The organism is Runella sp. (assembly GCF_965279615.1).
In the GTDB taxonomy this organism is placed as follows: Bacteria; Bacteroidota; Bacteroidia; order Cytophagales; family Spirosomataceae; genus Runella.
Genome location: NZ_OZ257252.1, coordinates 4,446,785 through 4,467,500, shown reverse-complemented (window position 1 = coordinate 4,467,500; position 20,716 = coordinate 4,446,785). Strand labels below are relative to the sequence as shown.

Genomic DNA, 20,716 nt, shown 5'->3' with positions numbered 1-20,716 from the left:
GCCGGGGTGCTAAGGTCACGGTCCGAGAGGGGAACAACCCAGAGCAACCGCTAAGGTCCCTAAGTATATACTAAGTTGAACAAAGGAAGTCCGACTGCCGAGACAGCCAGGATGTTAGCTTGGAAGCAGCTATACATTTAAAGAGTGCGTAACAGCTCACTGGTCGAGCGGGGCGGGCGTCGATAATAAACGGGCATCAAGTATATCACCGAAGCGATGCGATAGTAATATCGGTAGGGGAGCATTCTGTTTGCAGCGAAGCTGTAGCGTGAGCTATGGTGGAGCGGATAGAAAAGCAAATGTAGGCATAAGTAACGACAATGTATGTGAGAACCATACACACCGTAAAGCTAAGGATTCCTCAGCTATGTCAATCAACTGAGGGTTAGTCGGGGCCTAAGGGGAAGGCGAAGGCCGCACCTGACGGACAGCAGGTTAATATTCCTGCACCTGATGCAAGTGTGAAGCGCACGGGGTGGAAGAGACGCTACGAAGTGACGGAAGTCTTCGTTGAGCAGAGTCTACGGACGAAGCGAAGTGTTGAATCTGCCTCCAAGAAAAACCGCTGAAACATCAGCTTGCATGAGCCCGTACCGTAAACCGACACAGGTAGCTGGGTAGAATATACCAAGGTGCTCAAGTGAATCACGGTTAAGGAACTCGGCAAATTAGTCCTGTAACTTCGGGAAAAGGGACACTCGAGTAAAATTGAGTCGCAGAGAAATGGCCCAGGCGACTGTTTAACAAAAACACAGGGCAACGCAAAGTGGAGACACGACGTATGTTGCCTGACACCTGCCCGGTGCCGGAAGGTTAAGAGGGGAAGTCATCGCAAGAGAAGCTTTGAATCGAAGCCCCGGTAAACGGCGGCCGTAACTATAACGGTCCTAAGGTAGCGAAATTCCTTGTCGGGTAAGTTCCGACCTGCACGAATGGTGTAACGATCTGGGCACTGTCTCAACCGTGAGCTTGGTGAAATTGTAGTAGCGGTGAAGATGCCGCTTACCCGTCACGGGACGGAAAGACCCCGTGCACCTTTACTACAACTTTGCGTTGAACATGGGATATGAATGTGTAGGATAGGTGGGAGGCTGTGAACCGGGTTCGTCAGGATTCGGGGAGCCAACGTTGAAATACCACCCTTTTGTATTCTGTGTTCTAATTCAGTTATGAAGACCGCGCATGGTGGGTAGTTTGACTGGGGTGGTCGCCTCCAAAAGAGTAACGGAGGCTTCCAAAGGTCGGCTCAGCACGCTTGGTAACCGTGCGGGGAGTGCAAAAGCACAAGCCGGCTTGACTGTGAGACCGACGGGTCGATCAGGTGGGAAACCAGGGTTTAGTGATCCGGTGGTTGCGCATGGGTGTGCCATCGCTCAAAGGATAAAAGGTACGCCGGGGATAACAGGCTGATCATCCCCAAGAGCTCACATCGACGGGATGGTTTGGCACCTCGATGTCGGCTCGTCACATCCTGGGGCTGGAGAAGGTCCCAAGGGTTCGGCTGTTCGCCGATTAAAGTGGCACGCGAGCTGGGTTCAGAACGTCGTGAGACAGTTCGGTCCCTATCTGTGATGGGCGTAGGAAATTTGACGGGGGCTGACCTTAGTACGAGAGGACCGGGTTGGACTCACCGCTGGTGAATCGGTTGTAACGCCAGTTGCACGGCCGAGTAGCTACGTGGGCAACGGATAAGCGCTGAAAGCATCTAAGTGCGAAACCGGCCTGAAGATGAGATTTCCAAACAAGGGACGTTATAGACGATGACGTTGATAGGCTGCAGGTGTAAAGGTGGTGACATCAAAGCCGAGCAGTACTAATTGCCCAATAGCTTCTATATATACTGCTTATTTATTTTTCTTTCCAATGTCAATTAATGTATAAGACCCTATAGTCTGAAAAGACCTGATAAGAATTGAGAGGCGACAGATGTCCCTGATTAACTCGAATCAAAAAGCCTTAAAGATAGGTTAGCAAGACAGGATGGTGCGGTAATTAATTTTACTGATGTCAGTTCTGAAACGCTAAAACGACCTTGATGGTGGTTACAGGTTGGGACGGTGCGACGGTTCGCTTCACCTGTTCTCCTTCCGAAAACCCCAAAACGACCTTGATGGTGGTTACAGGTTGGGACGGTGCGACGGTTCGCTTCACCTGTTCTCCTTCCTAAAACCCCAAAACGACCTTGATGGTGGTTACAGGTTGGGTGTTCACCTCTTCCCATTCCGAACAGAGAAGTTAAGCCCCAATCCGCCGATGATACTGGGATAAAACCTGGAAAAGTAGGTAGCCGCCACAATATTAAAAGAAAAGCTCACTATATGTGAGCTTTTTCTGTTTCTAATCATACCTATTAAAAAAAAGCCCATTTACTGGGCTTTTTTTGTTTTTTTAATATTCATCTTCGTTAAAGAAGAAATCGTCTTTGGTTGGATAATCAGGCCATATTTCCTCAATACTTTCATAAGGTTGACCATCATCTTCCAACTCCTGAAGGTTTTCGACGACTTCCAGAGGAGCTCCCGTGCGAATAGCAAAATCAATTAATTCGTCCTTTGTGGCGGGCCAAGGCGCGTCCTCCAAATAAGAGGCTAATTCCAGTGTCCAATACATACTCAATTCCTTTTATTAGTTCTAAAATAAGGTTTAAAAACCAAGCAAACTTGCCAATCCAACGCTTTTTTAGCTGAATTTGTTGCGAAGGATAGCATTTTTTTTGATTATGTCAAGAAAAATTTTCAACTCATTGATTACTAGTATTTTACTTTTATTCCGTGGTAGGAGTCCTGTTCTTCGTAATCTTTTCTTAATGGGTATCCTTCCCAGTCTTTAGGAAGTAGTATACGACGCAAATCAGGATGGTTTTCAAAGGAAATTCCAATTAGATCAAACGTTTCGCGTTCATGCCAATTAGCGGTTTGCCAAATACCGCTTACACTTGGAGCTGAAGGTAACAAACTGCCTGTTTGCCTTGGTATCACAATTTTGAGAACTAAATTTCTTTGGTATGGAATTGACGTTAAATGATAAATTATTTCAACAGTACCTTTGTCAGGGCCATTATCAATACCGGTAACGCAAGCCAAAAAGTCAAAAAATAATAGTTCGTCATCGTGCAAAAATTGACAAGTGCTGATAAGCAACTCAACCGGTATTTGCAGAATAGGTTGTGTTGACCTTTCGTTCACAACTATTATCGACTCTGTTGCAAACACATCAATTAACCGCTGTTGTATATCTTTTGTAGTCATAAGGCTAGGCGGGCTGATTTTCAATTTCTAATAGTAACGTTGGAGCAATCGGATGTTCCTGTCGAATTTTTTCCTGTAATTTCAGAAAACCTCCAATTAATGCTTCGGGGCGGGGCGGGCAACCGGGCACATACACATCTACAGGAATAATTCTATCTACTCCTTTTACAACATGATAGCCATGCTCCCAATACGGCCCTCCGCAGTTTGAACAGCTTCCCATAGAGATCACATAACGCGGCTCCGGCATTTGCTCATACAAACGCCGAATGCGGTCGGCCATTTTGAAAGTAACAGTTCCTGCAACAATCATTACATCAGATTGACGTGGAGAAGGCCTTGGAAAGATCCCAAAGCGTTCGAGATCATAATTAGAAGCATACGAAGCCATCATTTCTATGGCGCAACATGCCAGTCCAAATCCCATAGGCCAAAGAGACGATAATCTTGACCAGTTGAGTAAATCTTCCACACTGGTAAGAATTATTCCCCCTTCGCCTGTTTTTAATCTATTTTCCTGAAAATTTATGGATTGTGACATTACGATAAATACTACAGAGTTTGCAATTCAAATTTCCCCTCAGCCAACGTAAAAAATGAACTTTCAATCATTTGACGTTCAGAGAGGTATTGGTCATATTCAGGATAAAAACGTAGCCTTTTTGTAATTGTTTGATCATGTATTTGGTCAACTCCCAATAAGAGTTCACATCCTTCTCTGACGGCAAAAGCGCCGCCTACCTGACCGGTAATATAGTCAACAAGATTATTGTCGACAACGTATTTTTGAAATAAAGGATTTCCATTATGTCGTATCATGATACGAATACCGCATTGTTCTGCGATTGATAGATCTAAAGCATCATCAAAAAAGAACGCTATTTCCTCCGATTTAAGACCGTATATATTCATGAAGTGTTCCAGGGCGGCAATCTTATGTTTGATACGAAAATAACAGGATTCGTAATGCTCACGCTGAACCAACTGAAAAGACATAACATTCCGTTCGCCTGAAATAATAGCAGTATGGGGCATTTTTGAATGAGATAACCACCAACCAAACCGCAGTAAATTGATTCCCATTGAATCAACCTCACTGAAATTACTGGTTCCCTGTTCGTTTTTAGTGCCATCATTAAAAACGCCGTCCCAGTCAAAAATGAAGGCCTTTATCTTTTTTACTTTTTCGGCAAATATGTCTGTTGGAATGATGAATTCTCCGCCAAGTGTACTGAAAATTTTTGCTGTATCATTGATAGTATGGGGCATTTCGTCTTTTATTGATTGACGTAAAAATAGGAAAAAGCCACCAAGGAAGAGGAGAATAGAAAAGATAATTAGCTTTAAATTAAAATGACTGCTCTCAGGCAGCCATTTTAATTTAAAATAGGGCAAGTTTACTGAATTTCTTATTAAGGATATTGCCGGAATCGGTATGTAACCAATCATCCAATAAGGTTGCATAGATTTCCCTAAAATCAATTTTGTATTTTAGATCACCATTGTCTAAATCTGTTAAGTCAGGCGCTTCGCTGACAATAGGTTTTGTACGTTTAGGCCCGCCAATCAAAAATACATTATTGGCAGTACCGTGGTCAGTGCCGTTACTGGCGTTTTGTTTTACCCGCCGGCCAAATTCACTAAAGGTTAAGATCATAACATCGTCAAGTCGACTATTGGATTTCATATCATTCACAAAAACATTGACCGCTTCAGAGTATTGACGTAAAAGACGGTCTTGCTGGTCGTTTTGGCGAATATGCGTATCAAAACCGGACAATGAAACGTAATAAACACTTGTGCTTACACCGGCAGTAATAAGTTCGGCAATTGTATTAAGGCTTTTTCCGAGTTCGGTTGTTGGGTACAACAACCGAGATTTGTTGACCTTTGCCTTGGAATGAACATAATCAGCAGAAGATATGGTTTCGGCTAATGTTTTATAGAGATAGCCTACATTTTCATGCGTATCAGCAGCCGGAGTGTTATCCAAGGTCTTAACAAATGCACTTTGAGTTTGCTTATAGAGCTTTTCAGGGTTTTGTAATGAAAGTCCATTCACCTGTTGACCCTTTAACGCTAAGCTCAATGTATCATCAATTTCAAGCGCCTGATGCGGTAAACACGAATGCCCGATGCATTGTGCGTCCAAATAACGCCCGATCCAACCCGTAGAAAGATAATCTTCCGAGCCGCTTCCTGTTTGCCAAATATCCATCGAACGGAAATGAGAACGGTCGGGGTTTGGATAACCTACATTATTAACAATGGATACCAAACCGTTATCATACAGTTCTTTTATTTTTTCCAACGCCGGATTTAGCCCAATTTCGTCATTTAATCGCAGAATATTATTTTGATTAATGGAAATCGAAGGCCGTTCGCGGTAATAAATATCGTTCCTGAACGGAACTACCGTGTTCAGTCCATCATTGCCACCGGAGAGCTGAATAATAACAAGAATTTTATCGTTCAACGGTTTTTGCCCAAGGTGTTTTTGCTCATACGCTTTTAAAAATTGTGGAATTAAAAGTGAGCCGGCCGTGGTGAAAGCAGTGTTTTTAAGGAAGTTGCGACGTTTCATAAGTTAAATAGATAGTATTTGAAGGCCGGAGGTTTAGCAAACTTGGTATTCGAGTGTACTCATTAAAGCAATGCTGAGTTGTTTGATAACGTCAGGTCGCTCTTTTGTAGAAACCTTATTTTCAATGCGTTTCATCAACTCATCACTAATCGGGACCTGTAACAAATAAGATGCCAAGGTTTTACAAAGTTCAGCATCCGAAACCGATTTGAAGGATTGGGCAAAGGCCTGCCAATCCATGTTGGTTTCAAACCTGTTTTTGTGTTTTAAGGATTCTTCATTTGCGTCTCCGCTCTCTTTTACGCTGACATTGATAACTTCGTTGCGAAAAAATATGTTTGGCATTTGTAAACGTGAAAGCAGACTTGAACTGTCGATCCATGCTTTTCCGCCGGGCCAGCCGGCCACATTAGGTGGATTGAAAAGCACTTGTCCCAGAATTTTTTGGGTGTATAATACGGGTGCTTTATCAACGAAATCCAAATTCAGCGTTCGCTGCAACCCGGCAATGTATTCGACCGGTGATTTGATTTGAGCGCCAACATTCGTTGAATTATAAAACCAATCGGACATAAAAACGAATTCCATTAAATCGGCAATGTCGTAATTGGTATTATAAAAACGCTTCGACATGGCATCAACGTGGGCTTGAACTATTTTTTCATTCACAAAATGTCGATATATTTTCGTTGAAATATGTCGTGCAGTCATAGGGTTGGATAAAAGCATTTCGATCACATCCTCACCGGTATAATTGCCTGATCTGCCAAAGATGGTTTTGGTGCCGTCATCGTGGAAAATTTCCCGAAATACGAAATCACCATTGATCGTAAATCCCCAGCCTGTAAATGCCCGGGCGGCTTCTTTAATATCCTGCTCGGTATATTGGCCTCGACCAACGGTAAATAGCTCCATGACTTCACGGGCAAAGTTTTCGTTAGGGCTTTTTTTGCGATTTTGCTGATTGTTCAAAAATTGCAGCATGGCCGCATCTTTGGAAATCGCCATCAGTAAATCACCGAACTTCCCAAAAGCATGGGTACGAATAGTATTATTTTGTTGTTGAATAAACGCACCTATTCTACTGCGACAGGCAAAATGATTATGCCAAAAAAGGGTCATTTTTTCACGCAATGCATAATCGGGATTTCCCATTTTGGCAACCCACGCATCATTAAGGCTTCCGATGGTTTCGCGGCGTTGCTGCGCAATGTCCTTTAATCGGTCTCTCATTTCTTCGCGTGAACTGCCGGCGTTTTGTTTCGCTGCTTTTTTAAGATTTTTTAAGTCCTGATAAGGCGCATCTGATACTTGAGCAAGCAACTCCAGGCCTCTTCCATTCTTGAATAAATCTTTTACAAGCTGATGCCTGGACTTAGACATTGCTTTTTGCACTTCCATTGGGGACGCTCCGAAGCCTGCCCGCCAAAATAAGTGTTGAATGTTGCGTTGGTGTTGGATAATGTCCATAGTGGATTGATTAACAGCGTTGAGTAATTTTTAGAAAATTTCAAACGGCATTGAAGCTTAGAGAGATAAACAACCCGGAAAGTTTAATGAAGAGCAAAAAAATACCCCTATCAGTACCGGTACCGATAGGGGTAAACAATCTATTGAGTAAAGTCGACTACCAGAATACAGTATAAAGTATTGTAATTATAGTACAGATAATAACCGTCCCGATGGCGAATGTACCTTTAATTTTAAACATAGACGCGTCAATTTTGAGCCCTTTGTCGCTTGGTTGCCAAAGACCCAGTGCAATCATAACAGCTACACAAATCAAGAATACAATGCCCATCCGATCCAGAAAAGGAACGGCTGTCCAATCAGTACCCGGAAGCCAGTTGTTGTGCATGGAAAAGGCAAGTAAGAAGCCACCTACAATGGCAAAAAGAGCGCCTGCGGAATTGGTCTTTTTCCAGAAAAAGCCCAAAATAAACGCTGCGAATACACCCGGAGAAACAAGGCCTGTCATCTCTTGGATAAATTGGAACCCACCTTTTTTGTCAATGCCCATATACGGAGAAATCACAATCGCCAAAATCATGGCAATAACAATAGTCACCCGACCAACCCAAACCAATTTCTTTTCATCGGCATTTTGCTCGATGTATTTTTTATAAATATCAAGGGTGAAGATCGTAGAGATACTGTTTGCCTTTCCGGCCAATGAAGCTACAATTGCGGCAGTTAGTGCGGCGAATGAAAGCCCTTTCAAACCTACCGGAAGTAAGTTAAGCAATACGGGATAAGCACGATCTTGGTTTAATTCGCCACCCTCAAGCATTTCCATTTGAAATAAGCCTTTTTGGTAAAGAGTATAAGCGGCAATTCCCGGTAATACAACGATAACGGGCATCAATATTTTTAAGAAAGCAGCAAACAGGATTCCTTCACGCGCTGTCTTAAGATCAGCCCCCAATGCCCGTTGCGTAATATATTGATTACAACCCCAATAGTTAAGATTCACAATCCACATTCCTCCGATCAATACCGTTAAACCCGGTAAGGCCATATAGTTTGGATTGCCTTCGTGGAATATCATATGAAAATGGTCGGCTGATTTATCAAGCATTGTACCGAAAGCACTTGTGATTCCCTCAACCCCAAACTCTTGCGAAACCAGATCCATGGCGAGATAAGTCGTAGCCAATCCACCTAAGATAAGAAAGAAGACCTGAATCACGTCGGTGTAACCAATTACCTTCATACCCCCTACGGTAATGATTACGGCAAAAATGGCTAAGCCGATCATACAAACGGTAAAATCAATGCCTGAAATGGTTGAAACAGCCAGCGCACCTAAAAACAAAATAGATGTCAAATTCACCAAAACGTATAAAAACAACCAAAAAACGGCCATAATAAGGCTGACAGTTGTGTTATAACGTTGGTTTAAGAACTGGGGCATCGTGAAAATGCGATTCTTTAAATAGATGGGCATAAAGAAAATACCTACCACCAAAAGAGTCGCTGCGGCCATCCATTCGTAAGTGGCAATGGCTAGCCCCATTGAAAAACCGTTTCCTGACATTCCGATAAATTGCTCAGCCGAAATATTCGAAGCAATTAAAGAAGCGCCGATCGCCCACCAGGTAAGAGAGCCTTCGGCTAAAAAGAAATCAGTTGTACTGGCTTCTTTGGTTTTTTTTCGTTGATAAATCCAATAACCGTAACCGGCCACTACTATGAAATAAAAAAGAAAGACCAGATAGTCTAAGGATTGAAGTTTTTGCATGTCTTCCAAAAGGTTAGTTATAGGGTTAAAAACGGGTTGCAAGATACTTAAACCTAAACAACAATTACAGAAAATTAGATTTTAAGTTGATTTTGTTGTAGAGAACTTCTCTCAAATAGATAGAAGGACTTAATTGCCTAAAAACCGGTAAAAGCGCTCACTGAAAAATGACTTATAATATGATTGTTCGATTTCCGTGAATGAATACGCGGTCATTGAATACCAACTTCAACGCTTTTGACAGTACCGATTTCTCAGTATCTTTCCCTAACGTTGCCATGTCGGCAGCCGTTAGGCGGTGATCCGCTTCTTTTACGTCCTGAGCAATTATTGGCCCTTCATCCAGGTTATCATTAACAAAATGAGCCGTAGCACCAATGATTTTTACACCGCGCTCATACGCCTGACGATAAGGATTGGCCCCAATAAAAGCCGGTAAAAAGGAATGATGAATGTTGACGATTCGGTTGGCATAATGTTTAACAAAATCGCTTGTAAGCACGCGCATGTATTTGGCCAATACTAAATATTCGGGATGGTAAATATCCAACGTTCTTAAAATAGCTTCTTCGTGTTCCTGACGGGTTTTATGTTCATGAGAAATATAGTGAAAAGGAATTCCGAATTTGCTCACTAAAGGTTGCAGAATATTATAATTGCTGATCACGGCCTGAATGGTAGCATCCAGTTCGTCGAAGGCATATCGAATAAGCAGCTCACCCAAACAGTCATGTTCTTTGGTGACGAATACAACAATGTCTTTCTTTTTTTTAGGATTAAGACGAAGATTAATTCCTGAGGGTAAAGTGCTATAAAGATCATCCATGATTTTTGCCACATCGCCTTCGCCTTCAAATTCCGTCCGCATGAAAAACTGTTTGGAAGGACTTACGTATTCGTCTTGACTGATAATGTTTTGGTTGTGATTATACAATACGTGGGTTACGTGATAAATAAGCCCTTTGTGGTCAGGGCCGTCCATAAGAAGGATATGTTTCATTGAACAAAAAATCAAGTTAATGCTTTACCAACCTCAAAGAAAAATAAGAGATTGCATCGAAAAAACAATTGAATGCGTAAAGTAAAAGAACTTCCGATTAATATAAAGAGTACTGATTTTTAAAAGCCTGATTTGACATCCTTATGAATATACTAAAGGTATTAGCTCTATTTATTCTCCTTACCATTGCATTTGCCTGCAAAGATAAAGAGATTGTTGCTACCGATGATGGAAGTGGGGCAGGTTTGGCAGATTGGACAACAGAAACACACAGTAAAGACGGTGTACCTAATTATGACATTGTTTTTCCACAAAATCAGGTAAATACCCTTGAAATTCGTATGAAAACGACGGATTGGAGTGCTATCCGTACAGATATGAAAGCCTTGAAAGGCAGTGATTTCGGCGTAGCGGGAGGTGGTGCCGGCGGAGGCGTTAATACGTCTGACGAACCTAATTATGTAGCAGTATCAATGAAGTTCAACGGCAAAGAATGGTATAAGGTAGGTTTTCGTCTAAAAGGCAATTCCAGCTTATCGTCTATATGGCGGGCAGGTATTTATAAACTTCCCTTCCGTCTGAAAATGGATGAATTTGAAGATCAATATCCTGAAATAAATGATCAGCGTTTTTATGGGTTTAAAGAATTTTCGCTGTCACCGGCCTTTAAAGATAATTCCCTTATCAGAGAAAAAGTTACGGCGGATATTTTTCGAATGGCAGGAATTCCCGCAGCACAAACATCTTTCTATAAAATTTATATTGATTTTGGCGACGGCCTGAAATATTGCGGTGTTTATACGCTATTGGAAACGATAGAAGATGAAATGCTGAAATCACAGTTTGGGGAGAAAAAAGGGAATGTCTACAAACCGGAATCTACTTTTCAATCTTTTTCTCAAAGCCAATTTGAGAAAAAGAACAACGAAGATGTTGCCGATTGGAGTGATGCAAAAGCGTTTATTACAGCATTGAATGATCCTATTCGCACGACGAATGCATCGCTATGGAGAGAGAATCTTGAAAAGATATTTAACATAGACCACTTTATTAAGTGGCTGGCAGTGAATACAACGATGGTCAATTGGGATACCTATGGAGCTATGGCCCATAATCACTATCTATACAACCATTCTGCCAAGAAGCTTACATGGATTCCGTGGGATAATAACGAAGCTTTAACAAGTAATGCCCGTGTGCAACTCTCATTGGCAGGTGTTGCAGGCAGTTGGCCGCTCATTCGGTACGTGGCAGATGACGCCGTTTATTACGCTAAGTACAAGACCTATGTAAAAGAATTTAACAACACGGTTTTTACGACGGCCAAAATGAATGAGCTTTTTGATAAAAACACAACGCTGATTTCCCCTTTCGTAAATGGAACGGAAAAAGAGCAGACACCTTACTCCAACTTAGCTAATCTCTCCAATTTTACAAGTGCATTGCCTGTCTTGAAGCAGCAGGTTGTGAGTCGAAATCAAGCAGTTACTGATTTCTTAAAATAAAAGACTGATTTAGTTGTGCTTAATAATAGCATCTCAACTTGCGGCGTTCGGCGCGTCTTGCCTGAGTGCCGATCAGGTATTCGGCCCGAAATGAAAGAAACCCATATGAATCTTTCACTTTAGGATTTCCACGTTGGTTCCCCGGTTCATTCCGTGGGGAATACCCGGAAGGCAGATTCGTTAATTCCGACCTTCTGTCAGATAGAGCTAAGGCCAACTCAGACATTCCTGTCGGATTTGGATAATTGGTACTGACATCGTCTAAGTAATCTGAACCAGCAAAGTTGTCAGTAAGTTCTACTGCAAAATTCCAACGATCATCGTATTTCCAAGAGACTCCAAAGCCAATAACGGCAATGCGTACGTTACGTTTATAAGCTACCCCTTCAGTCATTAGCGGAGGCAAACTATACCAATTGCCTTGATAATTAGCTTTGGGATTAATTCTTGTTATTCCTATTCCACCCAACAAATAGGGCTTCAAAAAGCGTTCATCATTATAGCGAAAAGCATCAATTTGTAATCCGATATAGCCCGCAGGATTATCAGAACGAAATGACAGGTTATTGTACCAAATAGGACCCCCTTCCTGCTTTCCTGAAATACGATACAGATCAAATTCTCCTCTTAAAGCAAAACGTTCAGCCAATCGATAACTGATTCCTAAAGCTAAATGGGGCTGAAGAAACCGTAAGTCAGTCTTTGCGCGCATATCTCCCATATAATAAGATATGCCCGTACCGGCATAGACCTTCAAAACTCCAAAAGCGGGAACATTACGATAAATAGGGCGATTGCGCCGTGACTGAGCGCTGAGATCAAAACAGGAAATGATTGCTAACAGAGTGATTATCACTCTAATACATACGTTTTTCATAGTTTACGGGTATTCCTCTGTATTGTCTACTAACGAAAATAGTGTCAATAGTTGTACAACCGTTTAATCAATATTCGGTATGCGGGATGGAGAGAAAGTTGTCAAAAATAGCCGAATAAAATTATTTTATAAAATTTTTCAGAATTACGCTTGCTTTTAAAGAGGAAAATGCAGACCTTTGCGAGCCTTTTACAAAAAGACACTTTCAAAATTTCAATCGACATAGATTGGATGAAGGTCCGAAAGGAAACCGCATCTGAATTCATAACTAGGTTAAGTAGCTTTTGCTTTCCCACAGTAAAATGAGGTCAGATGTTTATCATCTGACCTTTTTTTATGGAAGAAAAATAATAAAAGAAGTAAAAGATTTGGATTGCTGAATTTAATTTCAGACTTTTGCAGTCCGTTTTACAAAATAAATTTTATAACCTGCTGTAAATCAAAAAGATGTCTGGTTTAATAGGAAAAAAAATCGGGATGACCAGCGTGTACAGTGCGGACGGGCAGGCTCTGGCATGTACGGTAATTGAAGCTGGTCCTTGTGTTGTTACACAAGTTAAAACCGACGAAACAGATGGATACAAAGCTGTCCAACTCGGTTTCGGGGAAAAAAAAGAAAAGCATACGACTCAGCCGCTCGTGGGTCATTTTAAGAAAGCAGGTACTACGCCAAAACGTAAATTGGTAGAGTTCAAAGAGTTCGAACAGGAACTTGATCTCGGCCAGGCACTGTCAGTAGCAGATGTATTTGGAGAAGGCGACTTCGTTGATGTTGTAGGTACTGCCAAAGGACGTGGTTTCCAAGGCGTAGTAAAACGTCATGGTTTCGCAGGGGTAGGTGGCCAAACACACGGTCAGCACAACCGCCAACGTCACCCGGGTTCAATTGGTGCATGTTCATTCCCTTCTCGTGTATTCAAAGGGATTCGTATGGCAGGACGCATGGGGAACAATCGCGTTAAGGTTCAAAACCTTAAAGTGTTGAAAGTAATTCCTGAGCAGAATCTGGTTGTTATCAGTGGTTCGGTGCCGGGTGCGAAAAATTCGTTTGTAATCATCGAGAAGTAGTTAATCGCTAACGCGAACCGTTCAATCCGATCAAGACAATGGAACTTTCAGTATTAGATATAAAAGGACAAGATACGGGCAAAAAAGTAGCCCTTGCCGAAACGGTTTTCGGTATTGAGCCAAATCAGCACGTAGTGTATTTAGACGTAAAGCAATATCTTGCCAATCAACGTCAGGGTACACACAAATCAAAAGAGCGCGCCGAAGTTTCTTACTCTACAAGAAAAATCAAGCGTCAAAAAGGAACAGGAGGCGCACGTGCCGGGTCAATTAAATCACCTTTGTTTGTAGGTGGTGGCCGCGTATTCGGACCAAGACCGCGCGACTATAGTTTCAAACTTAACAAGAAAGTGAAAGTATTGGCTCGTAAGTCAGTTCTTTCAGCCAAAGCGAAAGCAAACGGTATTTCGATTGTAGAAGATTTTACCTTCGACGGTCCTAAGACCAAACAATATCTTTCTTTCCTGAGTGCTTTCTCTTTAACAAATAAGAAAACACTTCTTATTCTGCCTAACCACGACGATAACGTATTTTTGTCAGGGCGCAATATTCCAAAGGTAAACATCACTACTGCTGATTCTGTAAACACCTACGATCTTATCAATGCGGAAGTATTGTTGATCAGCGAGGCTGCAGTGTCGAAGTTAGAAAATCTCTTGAACAAGTAAGACAATGAGTGTACTCAAGCGACCGATATTGACCGAAAAAGCTACTGCGCTCAGCAACTTGGGCAAGTATGTATTTGAAGTGTCTAAAACTGCCAATAAAATTGAGATCGCAAACGCCATCGAAAAAGTCTATGGCGTTAAGGTAGCCAGCGTGGATACCATGCGTTCAATCGGTAGAAAAAAATCAAGAATGTCACGAGGTAAAGCAATTAGTGGTATTACTTCAACGTACAAGAAAGCCATCGTGACACTAAAAGCAGGCGAAATAATTGATATTTATTCTGATATCGCCTAACTAAATCGTTGAAGTAGCAAATAACTGAAAAAAACAATGGCAGTCATTAAGCTAAAACCAACAACTCCCGGTCAGCGCTTTCGTACGGCTCCGTCGTTTGATGAGATCACAACCGACACGCCTGAAAAAAGCTTGTTGGCTCCGATTAGAAAGACAGGTGGACGTAACAACCAAGGTCGTCGTACTGCTCGTTATATTGGTGGTGGTCACAAACGCATGTACCGTATTATTGACTTCAAACGTAACAAGTTTGATGTTCCGGCAACAGTAGTATCCGTTGAATACGATCCCAACCGTTCTGCCCGTATTGCTTTGGTAGAATATCAGGATGGTGAGAAACGGTATATTCTTGCTCCGCAAGGTATTAAAGTAGGACAAACGATTGTGTCCGGAGCGGGTGTAGCACCTGAAGTAGGTAACGCCCTCCCATTAAGTTCAATGCCAATCGGTACAATTGTTCACAACGTTGAGTTGCATCCCGGTAAGGGAGGACAATTGGTACGTAGCGCAGGTACTTATGCACAATTAGTAGCTCGTGACGGCAAATATGCAGTATTGCGTATGCCATCAAGTGAAATGCGCATGATACTTTCTACGTGTATCGCAACGGTGGGTTCAATATCCAACGCCGATCACATGAACGTAAGTCTTGGAAAAGCAGGACGTAAGCGTTGGTTGGGTGTTCGTCCACGAGTTCGTGGGGTTGCGATGAACCCGGTCGATCACCCTATGGGTGGTGGTGAGGGCCGTGCCTCAGGAGGTCACCCTCGTTCACGCACAGGTTTGTATGCGAAAGGTAAAAAGACCCGCACGCCGAAAAAGTATTCTAACCGTTTGATTATCAGCAAACGTAAAAAATAATCGAAGATAAATGGGACGTTCGATAAAAAAAGGACCGTACATTGATTTCCGCCTTCAGACCAAAATTGATGTAATGAATGGTGCCGGCAAGAAATCAGTTATCAAGACTTGGTCAAGACGCAGTACAATCTCTCCGGATTTTATTGGTCATACTTTTGCAGTACACAATGGCAATAAGTTCATTCCTGTGTACGTAACCGAAAACATGGTCGGACATAAATTGGGTGAGTTTTCCCCAACACGTAATTTCCGCGGACACATTGCCAAAAAAGATAAAGGCAAAAGATAGAATAGTCAATAGTTGTTCAGTCAATAGCCATTTGACCAGATGACTGACACTAACCACTAACGACGCACAAAAGAAAATGGAAGCAAGAGCTATATTAAGAAACGTACCTACTTCACCTCGTAAGATGCGGCTTGTAGCTGATATGATTAGAGGACAGAAAGTTAGTCGTGCGCTGGCAATTTTGCAATATCAACCGCAAGGTGCCGCTCCGGTTTTGAAAAAAGTATTGATGTCGGCTGTCGCCAACTGGCAACAACGCAACGAAGATGCTAAACTTGAAGATGCTGAATTATACGTAAAAACAATTTTTGTTGATTGTGGCGCAATGTTAAAGCGTCTGCGTCCGGCACCCCAAGGTCGTGCTTACCGAGTTCGTAAACGCTCTAACCACATTACCATTGTGGTAGATGACGCAGCAGAAGTAATCCAACAAGAAGCCTAAATTTCAATAACGAATGGGACAGAAAGTTAATCCTATAGGTCTGCGACTCGGTATCGTCCGTGGTTGGGAATCAAGCTGGTACGGAGGACGTGAGTTTGCCGACAAGCTGATTGAAGACGAGCAGATCCGCAAATATATTTCAGCTCGTATTCCTAAAGGTGCAATCTCCAAAGTAGTCATTGAACGTACTTTGAAGCGGATCACCCTTACTATTCACACGGCCCGTCCGGGAATAGTGATCGGTAAAGGCGGAAACGAGGTCGACAAGATCAAAGAAGAGCTCAAGAAGATTACGGGTAAAGATATCCAGATCAACATCTACGAAATTAAGCGTCCTGAAATTGATGCTAAATTGGTGGGAGAGTCAATCGCTCAGCAATTGGAAAATCGTATCTCTTATCGTCGTGCTATGAAGCAAGCGATATCATCAGCGATGCGTGTAGGTGCCCAAGGAATCAAAGTTCGTGTTTCGGGTCGTCTGGGTGGTGCTGAAATGGCCCGTACAGAAGAATACAAAGAAGGACGTGTGCCTTTGCATACACTCCGCGCTGATATCGATTATGCAATTTCAGAAGCACTTACCGTATATGGTAAGATCGGTATCAAAGTTTGGGTATTCAAAGGTGAAATCTTCGGAAAACGCGATTTATCACCAATAAGCGGTGGTGCTGCTTCAGCAGAACGTGCCGGTGGCAATGAGCGTGGCGGAGATCGCGGAGATCGTCGCAGAGGTGGCGGAGACCGTGATGGAGATCGTCGCAGAGGCGGTGGCGGAGACCGTGACGGTGGAGATCGTCGTGGAGCTGGTAACGGTCCGGGAGCCGGCAACGGTCCGGGCAAAGGCCGCAACAATAATAACCGTAATAAGAAAAAGTAATTATCGAAAGCAACGGGTCTTTATTGACACCGAATAATACTGCTGAACCATGTTACAACCGAAAAGAACCAAGTTCCGCAAACAACAAAAAAGCAAAGGGTCTGAACAAGGTATGGCCACTCGTGGCCACCAGATCGCTTTCGGTACGTTTGCCATCAAATCGCTTGAACCCGGCTGGATTACAGCTCGTCAGATTGAAGCGGCTCGTATTTCTGTAACACGTGCTATGAAGCGTGAAGGTCAGGTATGGATTCGAATATTTCCTGATAAGCCTATTACCAAAAAACCTCTTGAGGTTCGTATGGGTAAAGGTAAAGGTGCCCCTGAATATTGGGTAGCCCCTGTTAAAGCAGGAACCATTCTATTTGAAGCAACAGGAGTTTCACTTGAATTAGCAAGTGAAGCCCTTCGGTTAGCCGCTCAAAAGTTACCTGTGAAGACTAAATTCGTAGTTCGTCGCGATCATCAAGAAGAAGCAGAATAAGCATTAGTCAAATGAAAAATAGTGAAATCAAAGCGCTGACGGTAGAGCAATTGAAGCAAACCCTCGTCGAGGAGCAAGATCGTCTACTCAAGTTGAAGTTTGCTCACGCCGTATCTCCGATTGAGAATCCGATGCGTATTCGTAATACGCGCCGTCTGATTGCCAGATTGATGACGGAGTTGTCGGCTAAGGATAAAGCCGCAAGCGCGTAATAATGGTCAGGAGACCCCAATTGCAAAATAACCGACACAATGGAGGCAGCAGCACAAACAACTACAACTGTAGAAAGAAATTTACGCAAAGTCAGAGTTGGCCGCGTGGTAAGCAGCAAGATGGACAAATCTTGTGTTGTCGCGGTAGAGCGTAAAGTTAAGCACCCTAAATATGGTAAGTTTATGAAAAAAACGACCAAACTAATGGTGCATGACGAAAACAATGAGTGTGGAATCGGTGATACCATTCGCGTAATGGAAACCCGCCCACTCAGTAAGAACAAGCGTTGGAGATTAGTCGAAATCATTGAAAAAGCGAAATAACAATGGTACAGCAAGAATCAAGACTGTCTGTGGCCGATAACAGTGGCGCAAAAGAAGTACTGGTAATCCGTGTATTAGGCGGAACCGGGAAACGATACGCTTCTATCGGAGACAAAGTAGTAGTGACAGTTAAGCAGGCAATTCCTTCAGGTAACGTAAAGAAAGGTACAGTTTCTAAAGCTGTAGTTGTTCGTACCAAAAAAGAAATCCGTCGTAAGGATGGCTCTTATATTCGGTTTGAAGACAATGCCGTCGTATTACTCAACAACCAGGATGAACCTCGCGGTACTCGTATCTTCGGACCTGTTGCTCGTGAATTGCGCGAGAAAAATTTTATGAAAATTGTTTCATTGGCACCTGAAGTATTGTAGAAGCAATGGAAAGAAAATACAACAAACAGCCCAAATTACACATTCGTACGGGAGATTCCGTGAAGGTAATTGCCGGTAACTCAAAAGGCCAGTCGGGTAAAGTCACTAAAGTTTTGGTAGAAAAACAACGTGCTATTGTGGAGGGTGTGAATTTGATCACCAAACACATCAAGCCAACAGCCGCCAATCCTCAGGGTGAACTCAAGAAAACAGAAGGTTCAATTCATATCAGCAATTTGATGGTGATTGACCCTGCAACCGGACAAGCTACTCGTATTGGCCGTAAAGCCAACGAAGCAGGTAAGTTGCAACGTTACTCAAAAGAATCGGGTAAGTTTATCCCTGATCCTTCAAAGTAAGTGGTTTGGTGAATGGTTGAGCCATTTGCTGTAAACTCAAATTAACAACTGTGGGTCGGAAATCCACAAAACAATTCAAAAAATGGCAACTCCGAGATTAAAAGAAAAATACTCAAAGGACGTAGTTAAGCATTTGCAAGACAAGTTCCAGTATAAATCGGTAATGCAAGTACCTCGTTTGTCGAAAATTGTTATCAACAAAGGAATTGGTGCAGCGGTAGCTGATAAGAAGTTGATTGACCAAGGGCTTGAAGAGATCACGATTATTGCCGGTCAAAAGGCAGTACCTACCATCTCTAAGAAAGCAATTTCAAACTTTAAGTTGCGTGAGAAAATGCCGATCGGTGTTAAAGTTACTCTTCGCGGCAACCGTATGTTTGAATTCCTGGATCGTTTAACTTCGATTGCTCTACCTCGTGTACGTGATTTCCAAGGTATCAGCGATAAAGGTTTTGATGGACGTGGCAACTATACATTTGGCGTGAAAGAACAAATCATCTTCCCCGAAATTCAGTTTGACAAAATCAACAAGATTTCAGGAATGGATATTACGTTCGTAACCACGGCCAATACTGACGAAGAAAGCTATGAATTGCTTAAATCGCTTGGTATGCCCTTTACTAAAGGTAAGAAATAAGAATCCCTTTTTCAACGAAATAAGGAAATGGCTAAAGAATCCGTAAAAGCAAGAGAATTGAAAAAACAAAAGCTGGTTGCTAAATATGCCTCCAAAAGAGCTGCATTGAAAGAAGCTGGCGATTGGGAAGGTTTAGACAAGCTGCCACGTAGTTCATCAGCAGTTCGTTTGCACAACCGTTGCCGTTTAACCGGACGTCCCCGTGGATACATGCGTAAGTTTGGTATTTGCCGGGTGGTATTCCGCGAAATGGCTTCGGCAGGGAAAATTCCCGGTGTTACCAAAGCCAGCTGGTAAATCTCTTTTGTTTTTTAAAATCAATTCCGTAACTTTGCAGCCCTTTTACGGAAGGGCCGCAACAAATCAGTAGAGAAATGTTAACCGATCCCATAGCAGATTATCTGACGAGAATCAGAAACGCCATAAAGGCGAAGCACCGGGTTGTGGAGATACCTGCTTCTAATATTAAGAAGGAGATCACCAAGGTACTCTACGATAAAGGCTTTATCCAAAACTACAAGTTTGAAGATAACGGCCCGCAGGGTATTATTAAGATTGCTTTAAAGTACAACCCGGTAACAAAGCAATCAGCAATTGTTGACTTGCAACGTGTAAGCCGTCCGGGGTTGCGTAAATATTCGGGTTCTGCCGATATTCCACGCATTCTCAATGGACTTGGTGTAGCGATTGTATCTACCTCAAAAGGGGTAATGACCGACAAAGAAGCGCGCGTACTTAACGTGGGCGGAGAAGTATTGTGTTACGTTTACTGATAAAATTCACAGAAAGAACATGTCACGTATAGGAAAAAAGCCGATTACGCTACCGGCAAACGTCACAATAAGTGTCTCTGACGATAACGTTGTGACTGTGAAAGGTCCAAAAGGAACGTTGTCTCGTCCCATTGACCGCGATATCAAGGTAGAAGTAGAAGGAAGCGAATTGACAGTCGTACGTCCGACTGAGCAAAAACGCCATAAAGCATTGCACGGCCTTTACCGTTCTCTTATCAATAATATGGTAACAGGAGTAAATGAAGGCTACAAAGCTCAACTGGAAATAGTAGGGGTAGGTTATAAGGCATCAGTGAATAATAATATTCTTGAAATGAGCCTTGGCTACTCACACGGAATCTACTTTGCTGTTCCTTCAGAAGTGAAGGTTACGGCAACGATGGAGAAAGGACAAAATCCAAAAGTTTTTTTAGAGTGTATTGATAAAGAACTTTTGGGTCAAATTGCCGCTAAAATCCGTTCTTTCCGTAAAGTAGAACCTTACAAAGGTAAAGGTATCCGCTTCATCGGTGAGCAAATCAGACGTAAGGCCGGTAAAGCAGCAGCTAAGAAGTAATCAGTAATCTGAAAATTGTAATCA

27 protein-coding genes and 2 rRNA genes (1 of these 29 only partly in view) are annotated in these 20,716 nt (G+C 42.5%); 20 read left to right on the top strand and 9 right to left on the bottom strand.

What is annotated here, in order from left to right:
• From ACQY73_RS19180 to rrf, 3 genes are all read left to right on the top strand, one after another.
• Nucleotides 1-1,837, top strand: a 23S ribosomal RNA gene (locus ACQY73_RS19180); it begins 968 nt to the left of the window's first position.
• 198 nt (nucleotides 1,838-2,035) lie between these two features.
• Complete coding sequence (locus ACQY73_RS19175; RefSeq protein ID WP_428653839.1) at nucleotides 2,036-2,167, top strand: hypothetical protein; 132 nt, start codon at nucleotides 2,036-2,038, stop codon at nucleotides 2,165-2,167.
• A 17-nt stretch (nucleotides 2,168-2,184) separates the two neighbouring features.
• Nucleotides 2,185-2,296, top strand: a 5S ribosomal RNA gene (gene rrf / locus ACQY73_RS19170).
• Nucleotides 2,297-2,388: 92 nt separating this feature from the next.
• On the opposite strand, the gene ACQY73_RS19165 is transcribed toward rrf, so the two are convergent.
• From ACQY73_RS19165 to purU, 8 genes are all read right to left on the bottom strand, one after another.
• Nucleotides 2,389-2,610 carry a DUF2795 domain-containing protein gene (locus ACQY73_RS19165; RefSeq protein WP_013927448.1) on the bottom strand — a complete coding sequence of 74 codons (222 nt, stop codon included), beginning with the start codon at nucleotides 2,608-2,610 and terminating at the stop codon, nucleotides 2,389-2,391.
• A 140-nt stretch (nucleotides 2,611-2,750) separates the two neighbouring features.
• Entirely contained in the window at nucleotides 2,751-3,248 is a 498-nt protein-coding gene (locus ACQY73_RS19160; protein ID WP_428653835.1) for an NADH-quinone oxidoreductase subunit C, read from the bottom strand.
• A gap of 4 nt (nucleotides 3,249-3,252) precedes the next feature.
• Nucleotides 3,253-3,789 (bottom strand): NADH-quinone oxidoreductase subunit NuoB, encoded by a 537-nt coding sequence (gene nuoB, locus ACQY73_RS19155; RefSeq protein ID WP_428653833.1) that lies wholly within the window; start codon nucleotides 3,787-3,789, stop codon nucleotides 3,253-3,255.
• Nucleotides 3,790-3,800: 11 nt separating this feature from the next.
• Complete coding sequence (locus ACQY73_RS19150; protein WP_428653832.1) at nucleotides 3,801-4,643, bottom strand: phosphatase; 843 nt, start codon at nucleotides 4,641-4,643, stop codon at nucleotides 3,801-3,803.
• Nucleotides 4,630-5,832: a DUF1501 domain-containing protein gene (locus ACQY73_RS19145; RefSeq protein ID WP_428653830.1), complete on the bottom strand. Its 1,203-nt coding sequence runs from the start codon at nucleotides 5,830-5,832 to the stop codon at nucleotides 4,630-4,632. The genes ACQY73_RS19150 and ACQY73_RS19145 overlap by 14 nt, the downstream gene beginning before the upstream one ends.
• Nucleotides 5,833-5,865: 33 nt before the next feature.
• On the bottom strand, nucleotides 5,866-7,302 hold the full coding sequence (locus ACQY73_RS19140; protein ID WP_428653827.1) for a DUF1800 domain-containing protein: 1,437 nt from the start codon (nucleotides 7,300-7,302) through the stop codon (nucleotides 5,866-5,868).
• 157 nt (nucleotides 7,303-7,459) lie between these two features.
• The gene (locus ACQY73_RS19135) at nucleotides 7,460-9,073 is read right to left on the bottom strand and encodes a sodium:solute symporter family transporter (protein ID WP_428653825.1); all 1,614 of its coding nucleotides are present in this window, start codon (nucleotides 9,071-9,073) and stop codon (nucleotides 7,460-7,462) included.
• Nucleotides 9,074-9,245: 172 nt separating this feature from the next.
• Nucleotides 9,246-10,073, bottom strand: coding sequence for a formyltetrahydrofolate deformylase (gene purU, locus ACQY73_RS19130; protein WP_428653823.1), 828 nt, complete (start codon nucleotides 10,071-10,073; stop codon nucleotides 9,246-9,248).
• Nucleotides 10,074-10,216: 143 nt separating this feature from the next.
• Here purU and ACQY73_RS19125 point away from each other — a divergent pair, with 143 nt between their 5' ends.
• A complete protein-coding gene (locus ACQY73_RS19125; protein WP_428653821.1) occupies nucleotides 10,217-11,578 on the top strand; it encodes a CotH kinase family protein in 1,362 nt (453 codons plus the stop codon).
• A gap of 19 nt (nucleotides 11,579-11,597) precedes the next feature.
• On the opposite strand, the gene ACQY73_RS19120 is transcribed toward ACQY73_RS19125, so the two are convergent.
• Nucleotides 11,598-12,434 (bottom strand): outer membrane beta-barrel protein, encoded by an 837-nt coding sequence (locus ACQY73_RS19120; RefSeq protein ID WP_428653819.1) that lies wholly within the window; start codon nucleotides 12,432-12,434, stop codon nucleotides 11,598-11,600.
• A 468-nt stretch (nucleotides 12,435-12,902) separates the two neighbouring features.
• Between ACQY73_RS19120 and rplC the strand changes: the two genes are divergently transcribed.
• From rplC to rplF, 16 genes are all read left to right on the top strand, one after another.
• Nucleotides 12,903-13,523 (top strand): 50S ribosomal protein L3, encoded by a 621-nt coding sequence (gene rplC, locus ACQY73_RS19115; RefSeq protein WP_428653817.1) that lies wholly within the window; start codon nucleotides 12,903-12,905, stop codon nucleotides 13,521-13,523.
• 38 nt (nucleotides 13,524-13,561) lie between these two features.
• Nucleotides 13,562-14,191 carry a 50S ribosomal protein L4 gene (gene rplD / locus ACQY73_RS19110; protein ID WP_428653814.1) on the top strand — a complete coding sequence of 210 codons (630 nt, stop codon included), beginning with the start codon at nucleotides 13,562-13,564 and terminating at the stop codon, nucleotides 14,189-14,191.
• A 4-nt stretch (nucleotides 14,192-14,195) separates the two neighbouring features.
• Nucleotides 14,196-14,486 (top strand): 50S ribosomal protein L23, encoded by a 291-nt coding sequence (rplW, locus tag ACQY73_RS19105; protein ID WP_013927436.1) that lies wholly within the window; start codon nucleotides 14,196-14,198, stop codon nucleotides 14,484-14,486.
• 36 nt (nucleotides 14,487-14,522) lie between these two features.
• Entirely contained in the window at nucleotides 14,523-15,347 is an 825-nt protein-coding gene (rplB, locus tag ACQY73_RS19100; RefSeq protein ID WP_428653812.1) for a 50S ribosomal protein L2, read from the top strand.
• A 10-nt stretch (nucleotides 15,348-15,357) separates the two neighbouring features.
• On the top strand, nucleotides 15,358-15,636 hold the full coding sequence (gene rpsS, locus ACQY73_RS19095; protein WP_013927434.1) for a 30S ribosomal protein S19: 279 nt from the start codon (nucleotides 15,358-15,360) through the stop codon (nucleotides 15,634-15,636).
• Between the two features lie 76 nt (nucleotides 15,637-15,712).
• Nucleotides 15,713-16,078 (top strand): 50S ribosomal protein L22, encoded by a 366-nt coding sequence (gene rplV, locus ACQY73_RS19090; RefSeq protein WP_114068154.1) that lies wholly within the window; start codon nucleotides 15,713-15,715, stop codon nucleotides 16,076-16,078.
• Between the two features lie 13 nt (nucleotides 16,079-16,091).
• Complete coding sequence (gene rpsC, locus ACQY73_RS19085) at nucleotides 16,092-16,955, top strand: 30S ribosomal protein S3 (RefSeq protein WP_428653809.1); 864 nt, start codon at nucleotides 16,092-16,094, stop codon at nucleotides 16,953-16,955.
• A gap of 49 nt (nucleotides 16,956-17,004) precedes the next feature.
• On the top strand, nucleotides 17,005-17,439 hold the full coding sequence (gene rplP, locus ACQY73_RS19080; protein WP_298355412.1) for a 50S ribosomal protein L16: 435 nt from the start codon (nucleotides 17,005-17,007) through the stop codon (nucleotides 17,437-17,439).
• A gap of 11 nt (nucleotides 17,440-17,450) precedes the next feature.
• Entirely contained in the window at nucleotides 17,451-17,651 is a 201-nt protein-coding gene (gene rpmC / locus ACQY73_RS19075) for a 50S ribosomal protein L29 (protein ID WP_013927430.1), read from the top strand.
• 39 nt (nucleotides 17,652-17,690) lie between these two features.
• Nucleotides 17,691-17,975 carry a 30S ribosomal protein S17 gene (rpsQ, locus tag ACQY73_RS19070; RefSeq protein WP_428653806.1) on the top strand — a complete coding sequence of 95 codons (285 nt, stop codon included), beginning with the start codon at nucleotides 17,691-17,693 and terminating at the stop codon, nucleotides 17,973-17,975.
• A 2-nt stretch (nucleotides 17,976-17,977) separates the two neighbouring features.
• On the top strand, nucleotides 17,978-18,346 hold the full coding sequence (gene rplN, locus ACQY73_RS19065) for a 50S ribosomal protein L14 (protein WP_114068150.1): 369 nt from the start codon (nucleotides 17,978-17,980) through the stop codon (nucleotides 18,344-18,346).
• 5 nt (nucleotides 18,347-18,351) lie between these two features.
• Nucleotides 18,352-18,705, top strand: coding sequence for a 50S ribosomal protein L24 (rplX, locus tag ACQY73_RS19060; RefSeq protein ID WP_428653802.1), 354 nt, complete (start codon nucleotides 18,352-18,354; stop codon nucleotides 18,703-18,705).
• A gap of 82 nt (nucleotides 18,706-18,787) precedes the next feature.
• Complete coding sequence (rplE, locus tag ACQY73_RS19055) at nucleotides 18,788-19,342, top strand: 50S ribosomal protein L5 (protein WP_428653800.1); 555 nt, start codon at nucleotides 18,788-18,790, stop codon at nucleotides 19,340-19,342.
• A gap of 27 nt (nucleotides 19,343-19,369) precedes the next feature.
• Nucleotides 19,370-19,639, top strand: coding sequence for a 30S ribosomal protein S14 (gene rpsN, locus ACQY73_RS19050; protein ID WP_013927425.1), 270 nt, complete (start codon nucleotides 19,370-19,372; stop codon nucleotides 19,637-19,639).
• 77 nt (nucleotides 19,640-19,716) lie between these two features.
• Nucleotides 19,717-20,115 (top strand): 30S ribosomal protein S8, encoded by a 399-nt coding sequence (rpsH, locus tag ACQY73_RS19045; RefSeq protein ID WP_428653798.1) that lies wholly within the window; start codon nucleotides 19,717-19,719, stop codon nucleotides 20,113-20,115.
• Between the two features lie 19 nt (nucleotides 20,116-20,134).
• Nucleotides 20,135-20,692 (top strand): 50S ribosomal protein L6, encoded by a 558-nt coding sequence (gene rplF / locus ACQY73_RS19040; protein WP_428653796.1) that lies wholly within the window; start codon nucleotides 20,135-20,137, stop codon nucleotides 20,690-20,692.
• Nucleotides 20,693-20,716: the final 24 nt, after the last annotated feature.

Excerpts from the sequence above, each read along its gene's own strand:
- ACQY73_RS19175 (WP_428653839.1), top strand. The coding sequence starts at position 2,036 with ATGGTGGTTACAGGTTGGGACGGTGCGACGGTTCGCTTCACCTGTTCT.
- ACQY73_RS19165 (WP_013927448.1), bottom strand. The coding sequence starts at position 2,610 with ATGTATTGGACACTGGAATTAGCCTCTTATTTGGAGGACGCGCCTTGG.
- ACQY73_RS19160 (WP_428653835.1), bottom strand. The coding sequence starts at position 3,248 with ATGACTACAAAAGATATACAACAGCGGTTAATTGATGTGTTTGCAACA.
- nuoB (WP_428653833.1), bottom strand. The coding sequence starts at position 3,789 with ATGTCACAATCCATAAATTTTCAGGAAAATAGATTAAAAACAGGCGAA.
- ACQY73_RS19145 (WP_428653830.1), bottom strand. The coding sequence starts at position 5,832 with ATGAAACGTCGCAACTTCCTTAAAAACACTGCTTTCACCACGGCCGGC.
- ACQY73_RS19140 (WP_428653827.1), bottom strand. The coding sequence starts at position 7,302 with ATGGACATTATCCAACACCAACGCAACATTCAACACTTATTTTGGCGG.
- ACQY73_RS19135 (WP_428653825.1), bottom strand. The coding sequence starts at position 9,073 with ATGCAAAAACTTCAATCCTTAGACTATCTGGTCTTTCTTTTTTATTTC.
- purU (WP_428653823.1), bottom strand. The coding sequence starts at position 10,073 with ATGAAACATATCCTTCTTATGGACGGCCCTGACCACAAAGGGCTTATT.
- ACQY73_RS19125 (WP_428653821.1), top strand. The coding sequence starts at position 10,217 with ATGAATATACTAAAGGTATTAGCTCTATTTATTCTCCTTACCATTGCA.
- rplC (WP_428653817.1), top strand. The coding sequence starts at position 12,903 with ATGTCTGGTTTAATAGGAAAAAAAATCGGGATGACCAGCGTGTACAGT.
- rplD (WP_428653814.1), top strand. The coding sequence starts at position 13,562 with ATGGAACTTTCAGTATTAGATATAAAAGGACAAGATACGGGCAAAAAA.
- rplW (WP_013927436.1), top strand. The coding sequence starts at position 14,196 with ATGAGTGTACTCAAGCGACCGATATTGACCGAAAAAGCTACTGCGCTC.
- rplB (WP_428653812.1), top strand. The coding sequence starts at position 14,523 with ATGGCAGTCATTAAGCTAAAACCAACAACTCCCGGTCAGCGCTTTCGT.
- rpsS (WP_013927434.1), top strand. The coding sequence starts at position 15,358 with ATGGGACGTTCGATAAAAAAAGGACCGTACATTGATTTCCGCCTTCAG.
- rplV (WP_114068154.1), top strand. The coding sequence starts at position 15,713 with ATGGAAGCAAGAGCTATATTAAGAAACGTACCTACTTCACCTCGTAAG.
- rpsC (WP_428653809.1), top strand. The coding sequence starts at position 16,092 with ATGGGACAGAAAGTTAATCCTATAGGTCTGCGACTCGGTATCGTCCGT.
- rplP (WP_298355412.1), top strand. The coding sequence starts at position 17,005 with ATGTTACAACCGAAAAGAACCAAGTTCCGCAAACAACAAAAAAGCAAA.
- rpmC (WP_013927430.1), top strand. The coding sequence starts at position 17,451 with ATGAAAAATAGTGAAATCAAAGCGCTGACGGTAGAGCAATTGAAGCAA.
- rpsQ (WP_428653806.1), top strand. The coding sequence starts at position 17,691 with ATGGAGGCAGCAGCACAAACAACTACAACTGTAGAAAGAAATTTACGC.
- rplN (WP_114068150.1), top strand. The coding sequence starts at position 17,978 with ATGGTACAGCAAGAATCAAGACTGTCTGTGGCCGATAACAGTGGCGCA.
- rplX (WP_428653802.1), top strand. The coding sequence starts at position 18,352 with ATGGAAAGAAAATACAACAAACAGCCCAAATTACACATTCGTACGGGA.
- rplE (WP_428653800.1), top strand. The coding sequence starts at position 18,788 with ATGGCAACTCCGAGATTAAAAGAAAAATACTCAAAGGACGTAGTTAAG.
- rpsN (WP_013927425.1), top strand. The coding sequence starts at position 19,370 with ATGGCTAAAGAATCCGTAAAAGCAAGAGAATTGAAAAAACAAAAGCTG.
- rpsH (WP_428653798.1), top strand. The coding sequence starts at position 19,717 with ATGTTAACCGATCCCATAGCAGATTATCTGACGAGAATCAGAAACGCC.
- rplF (WP_428653796.1), top strand. The coding sequence starts at position 20,135 with ATGTCACGTATAGGAAAAAAGCCGATTACGCTACCGGCAAACGTCACA.